Origin of the sequence: Sorangium sp. So ce367, assembly GCF_051520455.1 — a bacterium.
Classification (GTDB): domain Bacteria; phylum Myxococcota_A; class Polyangia; order Polyangiales; family Polyangiaceae; genus Sorangium; species Sorangium cellulosum_B.
This window is the reverse complement of the sequence record NZ_CP150334.1, coordinates 8,502,640-8,517,248: the sequence shown is the minus strand read 5'-3', so window position 1 is coordinate 8,517,248 and position 14,609 is coordinate 8,502,640. Positions and strand designations below refer to the sequence as shown.

General features: G+C 70.7%; 12 protein-coding genes. 3 read left to right on the top strand and 9 right to left on the bottom strand.

The features are described from left to right. The first annotated feature begins 56 nt into the window (after positions 1-56). On the top strand, positions 57-3,947 hold the full coding sequence (locus WME97_RS32225) for an effector-associated domain EAD1-containing protein (RefSeq protein ID WP_437543070.1): 3,891 nt from the start codon (positions 57-59) through the stop codon (positions 3,945-3,947). A 124-nt stretch (positions 3,948-4,071) separates the two neighbouring features. Here the strand turns inward: WME97_RS32225 and WME97_RS32220 are convergent, their stop codons facing one another. The 3 genes from WME97_RS32220 to WME97_RS32210 form a co-directional block, all read right to left on the bottom strand. Then, positions 4,072-4,908 carry a CHAT domain-containing protein gene (locus WME97_RS32220; RefSeq protein WP_437543068.1) on the bottom strand — a complete coding sequence of 279 codons (837 nt, stop codon included), beginning with the start codon at positions 4,906-4,908 and terminating at the stop codon, positions 4,072-4,074. A 16-nt stretch (positions 4,909-4,924) separates the two neighbouring features. Further along, positions 4,925-5,749: an alpha/beta hydrolase gene (locus WME97_RS32215; RefSeq protein WP_437543066.1), complete on the bottom strand. Its 825-nt coding sequence runs from the start codon at positions 5,747-5,749 to the stop codon at positions 4,925-4,927. Positions 5,750-5,886: 137 nt separating this feature from the next. Next, on the bottom strand, positions 5,887-6,702 hold the full coding sequence (locus WME97_RS32210; RefSeq protein WP_437543064.1) for a metallophosphoesterase family protein: 816 nt from the start codon (positions 6,700-6,702) through the stop codon (positions 5,887-5,889). Between the two features lie 322 nt (positions 6,703-7,024). Between WME97_RS32210 and WME97_RS32205 the strand changes: the two genes are divergently transcribed. Beyond that, positions 7,025-7,942 carry a hypothetical protein gene (locus WME97_RS32205; protein ID WP_437543063.1) on the top strand — a complete coding sequence of 306 codons (918 nt, stop codon included), beginning with the start codon at positions 7,025-7,027 and terminating at the stop codon, positions 7,940-7,942. A 169-nt stretch (positions 7,943-8,111) separates the two neighbouring features. On the opposite strand, the gene WME97_RS32200 is transcribed toward WME97_RS32205, so the two are convergent. The 5 genes from WME97_RS32200 to WME97_RS32180 all read right to left on the bottom strand — a co-directional run bounded on the left by WME97_RS32200 (position 8,112) and on the right by WME97_RS32180 (position 12,550). Further along, positions 8,112-8,483 carry a hypothetical protein gene (locus tag WME97_RS32200; RefSeq protein ID WP_437543061.1) on the bottom strand — a complete coding sequence of 124 codons (372 nt, stop codon included), beginning with the start codon at positions 8,481-8,483 and terminating at the stop codon, positions 8,112-8,114. A 76-nt stretch (positions 8,484-8,559) separates the two neighbouring features. Beyond that, on the bottom strand, positions 8,560-9,105 hold the full coding sequence (locus WME97_RS32195; RefSeq protein ID WP_437543059.1) for a hypothetical protein: 546 nt from the start codon (positions 9,103-9,105) through the stop codon (positions 8,560-8,562). A 109-nt stretch (positions 9,106-9,214) separates the two neighbouring features. Continuing rightward, entirely contained in the window at positions 9,215-9,682 is a 468-nt protein-coding gene (locus tag WME97_RS32190; protein ID WP_437543057.1) for a peroxiredoxin, read from the bottom strand. 124 nt (positions 9,683-9,806) lie between these two features. Further along, on the bottom strand, positions 9,807-11,015 hold the full coding sequence (locus WME97_RS32185; RefSeq protein ID WP_437543056.1) for a serine/threonine protein kinase: 1,209 nt from the start codon (positions 11,013-11,015) through the stop codon (positions 9,807-9,809). Positions 11,016-11,116: 101 nt separating this feature from the next. After that, positions 11,117-12,550, bottom strand: a complete 1,434-nt coding sequence (locus WME97_RS32180; RefSeq protein ID WP_437543053.1) for a hypothetical protein — start codon at positions 12,548-12,550, stop codon at positions 11,117-11,119. A 128-nt stretch (positions 12,551-12,678) separates the two neighbouring features. Here WME97_RS32180 and WME97_RS32175 point away from each other — a divergent pair, with 128 nt between their 5' ends. Then, on the top strand, positions 12,679-13,413 hold the full coding sequence (locus WME97_RS32175; protein WP_437543051.1) for a hypothetical protein: 735 nt from the start codon (positions 12,679-12,681) through the stop codon (positions 13,411-13,413). 175 nt (positions 13,414-13,588) lie between these two features. Here the strand turns inward: WME97_RS32175 and WME97_RS32170 are convergent, their stop codons facing one another. Further along, entirely contained in the window at positions 13,589-14,560 is a 972-nt protein-coding gene (locus tag WME97_RS32170) for an HDIG domain-containing metalloprotein (protein WP_437543049.1), read from the bottom strand. Positions 14,561-14,609 lie beyond the last annotated feature (49 nt).

Genomic DNA, 14,609 nt, shown 5'->3' with positions numbered 1-14,609 from the left:
CGACGTCCTCGATGACGTGGCGAGTCGCGGCGAAACGAGCGAGCGAAGGTACTGGCATGGGCACGAAGAGGAAGTGGGACCACGCGCGGATCGAGCATTTTCAGAGGGCGCTCCTCGACGCGTTTCCGAGCCGTCCCGCGCTCGAACAGCTGGTCTGGTACGGCCTCGGCGAGCCGCTCGAGACGCTCACCTCCGAGAGGAGCCCGCAGACCGCCGTCTTCGAGCTCCTCAAGTGGGCCAAGGCGCAGGGGAGGCTCGATGTGCTGCTCGAGCAGGCCCGCCGAAAGAACCCCGACAACCCGGAGCTCCGCGCCTTCGCCGAGGCGAAGGTCCCGTTCTTGGTGCCCTTCCGTCAGGACGGGTCGCTCCTGGGTCGCGACGAGGACCTCGGGCGGCTTCACCACGTCCTGACGAGCGGCGCGGCTGGCACCCAGCGCGCGGCGATCGTCGGAATGGGCGGCGTCGGCAAGACGCAACTCGCCCTCGAATACGCCCACCGTCACCGGAACGATTATCCGGGAGGCGTGTACTGGGTGAACGCGGCGGCGCCCCTCGTCTCCGAGCTCGTGCGCCTCGCTGAGCGGCTCGACCTTAGCGATGACGCCGCCTCCGAGGCGGAGCGGCCCGGGCGCTGGGCGCGCGCCTTCGAGCAGCACCTCTCCGACAACCCCGGCGCGCTGGTGATCTTCGACAACATCGTGGATCCGCTGGCGCTCCGGAAGGCCGCGGCCGGCATCGTCCCGTGGGAGCTGCCGTGCCGGTTGCTCGTTACGACGCAGCGGAACGACCCCGGCGCGGGCTTCGAGCCGGTGATGCTGAAGGAACTGCGTGAGGACGACGCCGTTCGCCTGCTCCTCTCGAGCCATGCGCGGCGGAGCCTGATCGAGGGCGAGCGCGGGGAGGAGCGCAGCGTGGCCCGGGCGATCTGCCGCGCGCTGGGCCACCTGCCGCTGGCGATCGCCCTGGCGGCGGCGTACCTCGGCAGGGCGCCCGGACTCCCGCTCTCCGATTACTTCACGCGATTGAGATCCGAGGGAGCGCTGGTCACGGCGGACGCTTCGACGGGGGCTGTGTTCCGTACCCCCCTGCAGCGCGAGGCGATGGTGACGGTCACGCTGCGAACCCAGTGGAACGCGATCGAGCGCGTCGAGGCCCACGAGGTGCTCAAGGCGGCCGCGCTGATCCAGCGCGCGGCGTACGTGTCGCGGGCGACGCTCGCGCACCTCACGGGGCTGTCGAACAAGGCGAAGGCCGGCTACATCGCGCCGCTCGAGGAGGCGCTGAGCGAGCTCTTCTCGTGGTCGCTCGCCGAAGAGGCGTCCCATGCGGCGGTGTCGAGCGACAGGGCGATCCGGCTGCACCCGCTCGTACGGGACTTCGCCTTAAGGCAGATCGACGACCAGGAGCGGTTCGCCGCGACCTGCGCGCGACGGCTCGGCAGGGCGCTCGGGGATATCGGCCGGATCGAAGAGGAGGTCCGAGAGCGGGGGCTCGACGCCGTCCTCGCCGATCTGCGCCTGGGCGAGGCGCTCGCCGCCCCCGACGAGAGGGAGCGCTTCCGGCGGCTGCTGCGCCCGCTGGATCGGGTGGCGCACTGCCTGCGCCGGTCGACGCCCGACCATGGAGCTGGGTTTTTCCTTCAGCAGGTCCGCAACGTCAGCTTCGAGCTGGACATCGCGGAGGTGCAGGCGCAGGCCGAGGCGGCGTTGCGCGAGCGCGGGGTGATCTGGCTGTGCGAGCGGCTCCGCACCAGCCGTGAGTCCGACGCGCTGGTGCGAACGCTGGCTGGGCACACCAGCTCCGTGTGGGCCGTCGCCCTGCTGCCCGATGGTCTATCGGCCATTTCGGCGTCGCACGACGGGACGCTCAAACAATGGGACATCTCGAGCGGGTGTGAGCTCCGCACGCTGGCTGGCCACCCCGATCACGTGAACGGCGTGGCCGTGACGCCCGACGGGCGCCTCGCCGTCTCGGCGTCGGAGGACGCCACGCTCAAGGTGTGGGACCTCGTGATCGGACATGAGCTCCGCGCCTTGAGCGGCCACACGGCGGCGGTGAAGGGGGTGGCGATCACACTGGATGGGCGCTTCGCCGTCTCGGCGTCGGAGGACACCACGCTCAAGGTGTGGGAGCTCGCGACCGGAAGGCTCGTCCGCACGCTCTCCGGTCACTCCCAGGCCGTCAATGGCGTGGCGGTGACGCGGGACGGACGGCTCGTCGTGTCAGCGTCGGAGGACCGCACGCTCAGGGTGTGGGAGCTCGCGACCGGCCGCCTCGTCTTCACGCTCCAGGGTCATACCGATGGAGTCCTGGGCGTGGCGGTGACGCCGGACGGCCAGCGCGCGGTCTCTGCGTCGGCGGACGGAACGCTCAGGCTCTGGGATCTGCGGCGCGGCCGGGAGATGGGCGCTCTCGAGGGGCACAGGGGCTGGGTCAACGGTGTCGCGGTGACGCCGGACGGCTGCCACGCGGTCTCCACGTCGGCCGACAACACGCTGAAGCTCTGGGACCTGTCGAGGGGCAGCGCGGTTCACACGCTCGAGGGGCACGCCGAGCCCGTGATCGCGGTGGTGGTGACGCCGGACGGTCGTCTTGCGCTGTCCGCGTCCCATGACAACACCCTGAAGGTGTGGGAGCTGTCGCGGGGCCGCGAGGGCCGTGTGCACGAGGGGCACGCCGCGGAGGTGTCCGGGATCGCCGTGACGTCCGACGGGCGCTGGGCGGTCACCGCGTCGTGGGACCACACGCTGAAGCTCTGGGCGCTATCGACCTTCGGCCACGAGCGCACCCTGGAGGGCCACGCTGCGTCCGTGATGCGGGTTGCCGTCACGCCGGACGGGCTCTCTGCGATCTCGGCGTCGGAGGACAACTCGCTCGGCGTCTGGGAGCTCTCCACCGGCCAGCGTCGCGCGCTCGCCGGCCACACGTGGGGCGTGACCGGAGTCGCGGTGACGCCTGACGGGTGCTCTGTGGTCTCGGCGTCGCGCGATAAGTCGCTCAAGGTCTGGCATCTCTCGACCGGTCGTGTGTTGCAGACGCTCGAGGGCCATACCGCCGGCGTGAATGCGGCGGCGGTGACGCCGGACGGGCGCCTCGTCATCTCGGCGTCGGAGGACAACGCGCTCCTCGTGTGGAGCCTGTCGAGCGGAGGTAAGCTGTTCGAGCTTCTCGGACACACGGCGAGCGTGACCGCGGTGGCGGTGACGCCTGACGGGTGCTTCGTGGTCTCGGCGTCCGAGGACATGACGCTCAAGGTGTGGGACCTCGAGACGCGGCGGGAGGTGTGCACCCTCCGAGGGCACACGGCGATCGTGAACAGCGTGGCCGTGACCCGTGATGGCCGGCGGGTGATCTCGACGTCGGAGGACACCACGCTCCGCGTCTGGGATCTCCGCGAAGAGCGCTGCGTCGCCCTGGTCGAAGTGCACACGCCCCTCCTCGGCTGCGCGGTCACCCCGGACGGCTGCACGTTCCTCGCCGGTGACGGCGCGGGAGGGCTGCACGTCCTCGGCTGGATCGAGCCTGGCGCCGAGCCGTCGGATGGCGTCGACATGCCGCCCGACCGGCCCGATCCTGCGTGTCCCGACGGGGCGGAGCGCCGGCCGCGCCCCTCCGCCGCTCCGGCGGCGCTGCAGGAGCGACGTCCCAGGGCAGCTCCCTTGCGCGAGGCGTTGCTCAAAGGCGGCGCCGGTGACAAGCCGGCCAAGAGCGGGAAGCGAGCCGCCCCGTCCGGGCGCGAGCTCCCTGCCGACGAGCTCCGAGCCCGCATCATGGACGCGCTTCGCAGCGACAGCGATCTCGATGCCTTTTGTTCCGACCACTTCCCCGGTGTCTACGCGCGGTTCACGAACGGCATGGATCGCGTCGCGAAGGTCACGTGCCTGCTGAATCATGCGGAGCCAAGGCGCATCATCGAGGCCTTGCAGCGGCGCCGCACGAAGAAGTGAACGAGGGCGGCGAGGGGTGATGGTGCCGCGCGCCCGAGGGCGGCCGCCCGGCGACGGGAGGCCTCGCGAGGTGCGCGCGGCGATCACGCGACGAGCCGCATATCACCCGTCGCGCCGATGGACGCTATTTCTCGAGCCTCCGCCGGTCGATGTCGACGCCTCGCTTGAACCGCAGCACGGGCGTTCGTTCTTCACGGAGGGGCGACATCCCGAGCGCGATGCGAGCTAGCTCGAACGCCGCGCCGATCGGCTCTCCGAACGAGAGGGCCTCGTAGAACGTCTCGGCGAACGTCGCCGCTGCCTCGTCGCCGATCGCCTGGCGCATGCCGACCGCGCAGGCGACGTGCTTGACCAGCGCCCCTACGAGCGGCTCGGTGTCGCACGCGTTGAGCACGACGAGCTGCAAGCGGCGCTTGAGGCGGCCTATCAGGCTCACGAGCGCCCTCGCCTCCAGAGGCGCGATGTTTCCGCCGTCGTCCTCGAAGAGGAGCCGCGCCCGGCCGGAGCCGTGGCCGGAGAAGTGCAGCACATGCGGCTCTTCCTCGAGGAGCAGCCGCTGCAGCTCGCTGCGCCGGACCGCCCAGCGAGGCACGATCTCGATCGCGTTGACGCGCCGAGGCTTGCCCGCGCGGAGCCTGTCTTCGATCCGTCGCGCCTCGCGGCTGAGGGCGAGCTGGTCCGTCGATGTCGGATTGCAGGCGAGATAGAGCAGCTTGATGGGGCCGTCCTCGGCGGGTTGCGCCGCCCCCTTCGGCGACCGTTCGAGGAGTCGCAGCTGCTTGGCGAGTGCCCCTGGGTCGGCGTAATCGAGGAGGATGTTCGTCTTGCGTACCCGGTCCATCCCATCCGTGAAGCGGCCGCTCGCCTCGGGGAATCGGTCGCCGGCGAAGCTGTCGAGATCGGCGTCGCTCCGAAGAAGCCGTGCGATGCGTTCGCGTAGATCGAGACGGCGCAGCGGCATCGTGGTCGCGAGGAGCTTACCAGCGCTTGGACAGGAAATCGCGGATGGCTCCAAAATAGGCGGACGCGAAGAGGAGGATATCGTTGTGCCCGGCGCCGTCGATGAGGTGCAGGGCTTTCCTCTCGTGGGGGACGGCCCCGTGGTTCTCGCGGGCGTGGTCCGGCGGGAGCAGCCTGTCGCGCGCGCCGTGCAGGACGAGGACCGGGATCTCGACGTTCCTCAGGAGCTCCGGGTTCGAGAAGCTGCGGTGCGCCTCGTCGCGCAGATCGCCGAGGTCGATCTCGAAGAGGGCGAGCAGGTGCCGCACGTCGCTGAACCCGCTCTCGAGGAGGAGCGCGCGGTACGCGTCGCCGCGGTGCGCGGCGATGCGCGACGCCGGTGAGCTGCCGAGCGAGCGGCCGAAGAGCACCGGCTTCGGCGGCTGATCGAGGCCTGCGGCGCGGCTCTTGTCGGCGAGCTCGCGCAGGAAGAAGTCGGAGACCTTCAAGGGATCTTCATGGAGCGAGCGCAGCGTCGGATGCCCCTTGCTCCAGCCGTAGCCGCGGTAATCGACCATGAAGAGGTTGAGCCCGATGTCCTGCCAGGCAACGGCGATCTCGTCGTAGTCGGGGGCAGTCTCGCCATTGCCGTGGAAGGCGAGCACGGTCGGGTTGCTCGGGGCCGAGAGGTGCCAGCGTGCGCCGAGCGTCACCCCGGGTGCCACGGGGATATCGTAGTCGGTTGCGCCGGCGGGCGGGCTGTTTCGCACCCGCGTGGGATAGAAGACGCTGGCGGAGCGAGCGCTCGCGTCGAGCGCGCGAAGGAGCTCGTCGAGCTGGCTGTCGGGGTCGTTCGTCGGCATGGCTCACCGTTCTGCCGTGGTCGGCGGAGATCGTGGACGCGCAGGATACGTTGTGCCGGAGTAGGTGGGTACCTGGGATGGATGCCCGCGAGGGCAGTGGCCCGGTGGGGAGCCGGGGTGCGCGGCGCGATGGTGGCCTACGCGGTCGTGATGACGCCTTGCACCGCGGGCTCGTAGTATTCGGCGCCGCCGGTGCGCACAACGAGGTTCGGGAGGATCTCCGCCACGCCGGCGCCGTGCGTATGGCCGCAGAGCACCTCGATCCGCCGCTCCGGGTACCGCACGGCGGCCTCGCGGATCACCTCGCCTGTGGCCTTGCAGGTGAAATGGGGGAGCCAGTCGTCGTTGGAGATCTGACCTTCGTGCCAGCAGGCCTCCTTGAACGGGGGGACGTGCGTGGCGACGATGACGCGCCGGTACCGCTCGAGGGCCACGGGCAGGACGCGGCGCAGGTACTCCGCGGCCTCGTCGCCGAGGCGGTGCAAGGCCTCTCTCCGGCGGCGCCGGTCGAGGGAGGTGAGCTCCTGGATGAGCACGTAATCGTTGAGCGTGACGGGCGATCTCTCGTAATCGCCGAGGCGGGCGTCGGCCCAGCCGTCGTGGCCGACGAGGGCGGTGTCCGGGCCGAGCTCGACGTGGGGGATCGACGGGAGCCACCTGAGCCACGGGGAGGTGGCCGAGAGCTCGGCGGCCATCGTGCGCACGGCGGCGATGCTCCCGCGGTAGAAATCGTGGTTGCCGAGGACGAAGTAGAGCGGGCGCTCGATGGCTTGGGCGACGGTCTCGAGGAGGGGGCGGAGGCTCGTGGCTTCCGCGATGTCGCCGGTGAAGAGGACGGCATCAGAGGCGGTGGCGGCGAGGGTGGAGCAGAAGGCGGCGAGGTCCTCGCGGGAGAGGAAGTTGAGGTGGACGTCGGTCGCCCAGGCGAGGCGGAGCGGGGTCGGCGCGGCCATGAGATCAGGATAGGCGGGGAGGGGCGGGCGAGCCAGCGAGGTGGCGCGAGAGCGGGAGGCGCTCGCCATGCGGCGAAGTGAGGGCGCTTCTTGTCAGCGGCGGCGAGGGTGGGGGCGACGGGGCCGCCGTGATTCAGGGGCGGTGAGCCCTGGGAGGATCGTCAGCAGGGCGCGCACTCCCGAGCTTCAATGGGCCGCCGCCTTTCCGTGGCGGAGAGCTTCTTCGCAGGTCCGCCATGGCGCCGCCACCCCGGAGACGCCTCTCTCCTCGCGTGTTCCCGTCGTTTCATGTCGGCACGGTGCGTGCTTGAGGTCCCTCGTCATGCCGACGCTCGAGCACAACGCCCTCGTCGAGATCTTCCGTAAGCAGCCGGAGCTCGCGCCGCGCTTGCTCGAGGCGCTTTTTCACGTCGAGGTACCGCCGCACGCCTCGGTTGCGGTGGTCGAGTCGTCGCTCGACCAGCTGATCCCAGTCGAGTTTCGCGCCGACCTGGTGCTCGAGCTTCGAGACGCGAGCGGCGCGCTCGCGCTGGCGATCGTCCTTGAGGTTCAGCGCGACGAGGATCCCGACAAGAAGTTCTCGTGGCCGACGTACGTCACGGTCGTGCGCGCCAGGAAGCGCTGCGGCACGGTCGTCCTTGTCGTGGCGCCGGACGCGGGCGTGGCCACCTGGGCGGCGGAGAACATCGACCTCGGGCTCGGGCTGGGCCACGTCGAGCCGCTGGTGCTCGGTCCAGCCGTAGTCCCCGAGATCACCGACCCTACCGAAGCCGAGCAAGAGATCGAGCTCGCTGTGCTCTCCGCCGTGGTGCACGGCAACGGGCCGAACGGGCTCAACGTGGTCCAGGCCGCGCTCGCCGCCCTCGGTCGGCTCGACCAGGAGCACGCGGCGGTCTATTTTCAGGTCATCTGGAACGCGTTGCGTGAGCCCATGCGGCGGGCTCTGGAGGCGTTGGTCATGGAACGGCAGATCGAAGGCGAGGCAACTTTCCCCCCGTTCGTGCAGAAGCTCATCGATCGCGGCAAGCTCGAGGGCCTGCGTGAGGGCAAGCTCGAGGGCTTGCGTGAGGGCGAGCTCAAGGCCAAGAGGGGCACGCTGCTCCGGCTGCTCGCGCGCGCAGGGATCGTGCTCGCCGAGTGCGAGAGCGCGCGCATCCAGGCATGCACGGACATCACTATCCTCGACCGCTGGATCGATAACGTTCTCGGGGCGAAGGATGCCACGGAAGTGCTCTCCTGACGGTGGACGAAAGCGGCCCGACGAGGCGATGAAACACGGTCTCCAGATGTCTTCGTGAGAGCGTGAGCGGCCAGCGGCCATCTCCCCCAGCTCTCCCGTCGCACGTTCCGGCCAGCTGCGCCCCGCCGCGAGGGCTGTGCGTCGCTACCGATCCTGTGCATTCATGGCGTCATGGCGATAGCCCGCCTGTCCCGTCCGCCTCCAGCGAGTCCGCGAGCGCGCAGCGCGCGAGTCCTGCCTTCTTGGCCTCTTCGCGCAGCATCGCGCCCTGCTCTGCGGCCCCTTTCACGCTGAGCATCGTGCGGAGCTCGATTCCATCGGGGCTCTCCACGTGCTCTCCGATCCACGCCGACCGCATCTGCCCGACGCTGATCGGATCCGCCTCCGGGTCGAGCCCGGCTCTCCTGTCGACGTCGCACATCATCGCGACCGCCTCGGGGAACGTCTGCCCGCCGGGGGCCGGTGCCTTCGCCTCGGGAGCTGAGCCGCAAGCGGAGAGGAAGGCCGGAAAGAGCAGGGGAATGAGGGGATCGGGGCGCATGCTGCCTTCGACAGGAGAGCGCGCCTGGGCTTGGCAGCGATCACATCGCCCCGGTGCGCCGCCCTCCGGCTACCGGCTACTCGCCCGTGCCCCCGTCCACCGCCGGGACGAGCTCGATATCGACGTTCTGGGGCAGGAAGCTCTCGCACTCGTCGTTCATGACGGGCGCGAGCGTCTGCTCGAAATCGTCGTAGCCTGTCCCCGAGATCTTCACCCACGTCACCCCGGCCGTCCACAGCTCGCAGACGAGCGTCTCCAGCGCTTCGGGAGGAGGCTGCGCGCGATCGACGGCGCACACCAGGTTGGCCTCGTCGAGCGTCTTCCATGTGGTCGGATCGCTCAGGACGAAGATCGGCTCGTCCGCGGCGCTCCACGCGATGTGAACGGTGGTGTCCGGCGGGACGGTGGCGCCTCTCGCGCGCACGGTGATCGTGAACAGCGCCTGTCTTGGCCCCATCGGACAGCCGCTGGCGTCGCCCGTACTCGAGCCGACGGACCCGCCGCCCCCGGCGCCTTTACAGGCGCCCACCACGGAAGCGCTCGCGATCGCCGCCGCGGCGATCGCCGCGAGGATCGTGAGCGATACGATTCGATCGGGAGCGAAAGGAGGGCGTGGTGCCACAAGGGCGACAGGGTAGGGGCGACATGCCAGCAAATCCAGCGTGAGCAGGTTTTTGCGCAGGCGGAGCGCCCTCCGCCGTGCGCCCTGCCCTCGCAGGCGGTCGCGGCGTTCAGGCCTGGGCCTTGAGCTCCGCGATGTCCTTGAGGAGGGCCTGCTCGTGCCCGTCGGGCTTCACCTTCAGGTAGGTCCTTCGCAGCACGCCCGACGGATCGATGACGAATGTCGTCCGGTCCCAGTACAGGGTGCCTTTCCACTCGCTCTGCCCGACGCCCGCGGCCTTGAGCAGCTCGTGGCGCGTGTCGGCGAGCAGATCGATGGTGAAGGAGAACTTGTCGCAGAAGCTCTTGTGCGACGTGACGTCGTCCTCGCTGACGCCGACCACGGCGATGTTGGCGTCGTCGAAATCGGCCTTGGAGGCCGTGAACGACTTGCCCTGGATCGTGCATCCCGGCGTGTCGTCCTTCGGATAGACGTAGAGGACGAGCCATTTGCCCGCGAAATCCTCGAGCTTCACGGCCTTGCCGTCCTGGTTCGGCAGGGCGAAGCGCGGAAACGGCTTTCCAATCTCGACGCTCATCTTCTCTTTGCCTTTGCTGTGGGCCGGAGGAGGGCTCCTCCTGGCCAGTGACGGGTCATGGGATGGGACGGATGGGACAGCGCGGCGGCGTGGACGTCACGTCGCTGGCCTTCCCGCGCAGGATCTAGCGCGGAATGAGCCCCCGGAACCAGGCCGTCACCGAGGACGAGGACTCGTCCTGGTGGAGCGAGTCCGGGCCTTCCAGCTCGTCGGCGAGCCCCCCGAGCGGCCCCTCGCTGCGCGGGGGCGGCGAGCTCGGGTGCTCGGCCCCGTGCGTCAGGATCGCGGCGCCCTCCAGGGTGGGCAGCAGGCTCAGCCCGCTGCCGCCGGCGGTCGGCTCCTTCGTGAGCGACTTGAACTCGAGGAGCATCATGTCGATGAGCTCTGCGATCTTCTGCGTCCCGTCGACCGCCCGCGCCGGCCCGCCCTTGGCGCGCTCCACGAGCGAGGCGACGTCGTCCTCGCTCACCGGGCGGCCGTAGCGGTAGAGGAAGCGGGTCAGGTCGCGGCCGAGCTCGCGCGCCGACATGTAACGCGCCGCCGGGTCGCGGGCGAGCGCGCGGCGGATGATCTGCTCCAGCTCGCGCGGCACATCGCTGTTGATCTGCTGGAGCGAGGGGATCACCGCGTCGCGCACCAGCCGCACCGTGATGTAGTCGGAGTCGCCGAGGAACAGCCGGCGCCCGGCGAGCATCTCCCAGAGGATGATCCCGAGCGCGAAGATGTCGACGCGCTGGTCGACGCCCTGCTCGAGCACCGTCTCGGGCGCCAGGTAGCCGAACTTTCCCTTGATGATGCCCGCGTCGCTCTCTGCGAGCTGGCTCGACGCCTTCGCGAGCCCGAAGTCCACGATCTTCACCTCGCCGTAGCGGGTGATGAGCACGTTGGCCGGCGTGATGTCCCGGTGCACGATCTGGAGCGGCTTTCCGTCCCCGGTCGCGAGGTCGTGCGCGTAGGCGAGGCCCTGGCACATCTTCGCGGCCATGAAGGCGGCCACCTCGACGGTCATCGGCCGGCCGACCTTCTTCTGGTGATCGAGGAGGGCCCTCAGGTCGGCGCCGTCCACGTACTCCATGACGATGAAGTAGGTGCCGTCGCCGACGCCGATGTCGAACACCGACACGACGTTCGAGTGCGAGAGGTGCGCCGAGAGGCGCGCCTCGTCGAGGAACATCGCGATGAACTGCTCCTTCTTGCTGAGCTGCGGCAGGACGCGCTTGATCGCGACCTGCTTCTTGAACCCTTCGATCCCCGCGCTCTCGGCGACGAAGACCTCCGCCATGCCTCCGGAGGCGAGGCGCTTGATGACCCGGTACCGCTGCTGCTCGGACATGCCCTGTCTGTCGTCCTCCCGCCCCGTGCCGCCTGGCCCTCCAGTCTAGCGGCTCGGGGCCCGCCGCGGATCAAATCCCAAAGGCGGCACGCGCCCTCGAGTCATCGAAAGGTGGCGAGCGCCGCGACCGCCGCGAAGGAGAGCCCGACGAGCGCGGCGAGGGCGAACGCCGACAGCAGCGGCTCCGCCCGCACGGCGGCGAGCAGCCGGTCGCGATCCTCCCTGGACAGCGGCGCGCCATGGGTGCCGTCCTTGCCTTCGCCGCCCGAGGCGGCGGCGACGTGCGCCTCCAGGCGGCGCCGCGCGGTCCTGGATCGCAGCGCGAGCAGCAGCACCTGCGCCACCGCGGAGGCGGCGAGGACCCCGAGGCCAGCGCGCCGCGCATGCGAGGCGCGGGCCCGCTCGCGCGCCTCGGCCGCCGGCATCCCGTCCGCGAGCAGCTCCACGCGCCGCGGCGAGGCGGACGCCGCCGCGGCCGTGATCGGCCAGGCCACCGTGCCTGCGCCCTGCTCGTAGGGGTCGCTCGCGACCACTGCCCAGTCCGCCTCCCCGGGCGCGGCGCCGTCCAGGAGCGTCACCCTCCCCGAGAAGAAGCCCGCCCCGTCCGCCGCGAGCGGGACGGTCGTCCCCAGCGCACGGCCGCGCGCACCTCCGATCGAGACGTAGGCGCGTGGCCTCGGCGTCGGGGAGATCAACCGGAGCTCGGGCCGTTCGCGATCGAGACCGCCCGGATCGAGCCAGATGGCTCCTGGGATCACGGGCAGCTTCCCTTCCCAGGTGCCGCTCGCGATCCGTCTCCCTGGCGGTGCGCTCCCCGGGTGGGTCGCGCGAAGCGTGAGCTCGACCGTGTGGGCCAGCGGCTTGAGCGTGAGCTCCGCGGCGCCGCGCGCATCGGCCGTGATCTGCGCCGGATCGCTGCCGTGCCCCTCGATCTCTGCCCCGGCGGCGCTCGCCTCGAGGCGAGCCCCTGCCGCGGGCGTTCCGTCTCGCGTCTCGATCGCGACCCGCACCCGCTCCGGGAACGGAGCTGCCAGGGCTCCCCGCGCCGCCGTGACCTGCAGGCGGAGCTCCCCGTGCGCCGCGCCTGGCAGCGCGGTCGCGTGCGCCGCGCCTGGCAGCGCGCTCGTGTCCGCCCCTGGGAGCGGAGGCAGCGGCGGGATCTGCCGCTCCAGGAGCGTGTCGCCGCCCAGCGCGATCCGCACGGTCACCGGCTCCCGCAGCCCCGCTGGCGCGCGCAGCAGCGCCTCGCCGATGCCGTCCTTGTCGAGCGAGCCGGTCCATCGTTCGAGCGGCGACCCTGCGGACGTGGCGCTCACCTCGATCTGCGGGATGGCCGCCGGATCGTCGGCGCCGTGGAGGCGGCGCACCCCTTCGACGCGGAGCGCCAGCGCCTCGCTTCCGGCGACGGGCGCCCCCCATACCCGCACGCCGGTGGCCATGCGTGGCGAGCCTGGTCCCAGGATGGCGAGGGCGGCGAGCCCGATGCCCAGCGCGGGCAGGACGTACGTCGCCGCGTTGGGCATCGAGAGCATCACTGTCCCAGCATACCTCTCCGTCCTTGCCGCGCGGGCGGGGGGCGGCTCCGGTCTGGCTGCCCGCGCGGAGCGCTGGCCTGGGCTGAGCCCCTTTGCGTCCGGGCGTCTCCTCCGATAGGAAGCCGCCGATGGCAGCCGACAGACCGGTGAAGCGCAAGCGCAAGGGTTCGGGGACCACGGGGCAGGGCGGTGAGGTCGTGTTGCGGCAGCGGACCGATCCGCGGAGCGAGCGACGCTTCGAGCCGAAGGCGTCGCTCGAGCTCGGCCTCACGATGCTCGGCATGTCCGTCGCGGCGCTGCTGGCCGGGGCGGGGGTTTATGGCCAGTGGTTCCGGGGCGAGGACGCGGGCGTGCACCCGGCAGCCACGTACCTGCTCCTCGGCGCCTTGCTCCTCGGGGCTGCGGTCGGGCTCTTCGGTCAGTGGTCGATGAAGGCGCTTCGTGTGGGTGATGCCGGGGTGGGGCTGGAGAGCGGACCTGGCGAGATCGAGCGCATCGGCTGGCACGATGTCACGGGCCTGTTGCTCACGGAGACCGCGCTCACGGTCCAGGGCAGCGGCACGGCGATCGCCATCCCGCTGCGAGCGCACCTCCCGGCGGCCGCGCGCGTGCTGGCCGAGGCGAGGGCGCGTATCCCCGCGCGTGCGGCTGACATCAAGGAAGGCGCGCTGCCTCCGCCCGACGATGCCGCCGGCGAGGTGCGCCCGCTGGAGCCGCCGCAGGTCGCCGGCCTCCGCTGCAAGGCGACCGACAAGCTGATCGCCTTCGAGGCCGACGCTCGTCTCTGCGGCCGTTGCGGCGAGCACTACCACAAGGAAGGCGTTCCCCCTCGCTGCACCACCTGCGAAGCGCCCCTTCGCTGAGCGCCCGCCCGCTTCGGATACGGGCCCATCTCGGCGTCTTCGGTGCTCAGCGCACTGGAGTGCGCTTCCGCTCCGAAGACGCCGATCTGGACCCGTCTCCTGTGCGGGCGACCGCTCAGCGCCTGCTCTCTAGCGCGACGAACATGGCGGTCCCGGGCCCCTCTGCGCTACGCCCTCAGATCCCGAACCGCGCCGCGTGCTCCCGGAGGAACGCGATGTAGACGTCCGCCTCCTGGTGCGACGCCACCTCGCCCGCCTCGACCGCCTCCTCCAGCGCGCGCTTGATCTCGCCGATCCGCCGCGACGGCGGCAGCCCGAACGCATGCATGATGACGTCGCCGATGCCGCTCGGCAGCGGCGGCACCACCGCGTCCTCGGCCTGGACCTGGAGCACCCGCTCGGCGAGCTCGCTGATCTGCTTCAGCCCCTTCCGCTTCTTCTCGGGCCGCTTCGTGGTGATGTCCGCCCGCGACAGGTCGAGCACGTCCTTCAGGCAGCCGCCCATCTCCTTGGCGAACCGGCGCACCGCGCTGTCGGTCCACGACGCCTCGTACTGGCTCGCCCGGAGGTGGTGCAGGATCAGGAAGCGGATGCTGTTCTTCAGCGCCTCCTCCTTCGTGAAGAGCGGCAGCCGCCGGTCGATCTTGTCGAACATGCGCGCGCCGACCTCGGCGTGACCGAAGAAATGGACCTCGCCCGTCGGCGAGATGGAGCGCGTCCTCGTCTTGCCGATGTCGTGGAGCAGGGCCGCCCAGCGGACCTCGAGCCTCGGGACGGCCTGACGCACCACCTGCTTCGTGTGCTTCCAGACGTCCTTGTGGCGCCACTCCCCGTCGCCGAAGCCCACCATCGCCTCGACCTCGGGCAGCATCGCGGCGAGGGCGCCCGACTCGAGCAGGGCGTCGAGCCCGGCCTCGGCGTCGTCGCTCATCATGACCCGGTCGAGCAGCTTGCGGACATCGGGCAGGTAGGCGGCGGCCGCGGCCTTGAAGTCGGCGGGCCGCCCGGAGATCACCCTGGACGAGGCGCGTGGCTCGGCGCCCGCTTCGGGCTGCTCGGCCTCCGCCTTCTCTGCTCGCTGGACGGCCCACTCGAGGGCCTCCATCGCCCGCTTGGGGCTCGCTTCCTGGGTGAGAATCTCCTGCACGCTGGCCTTCCACACTTTCGAGGTTACGGGGGCACCCACGGGGCGCCGG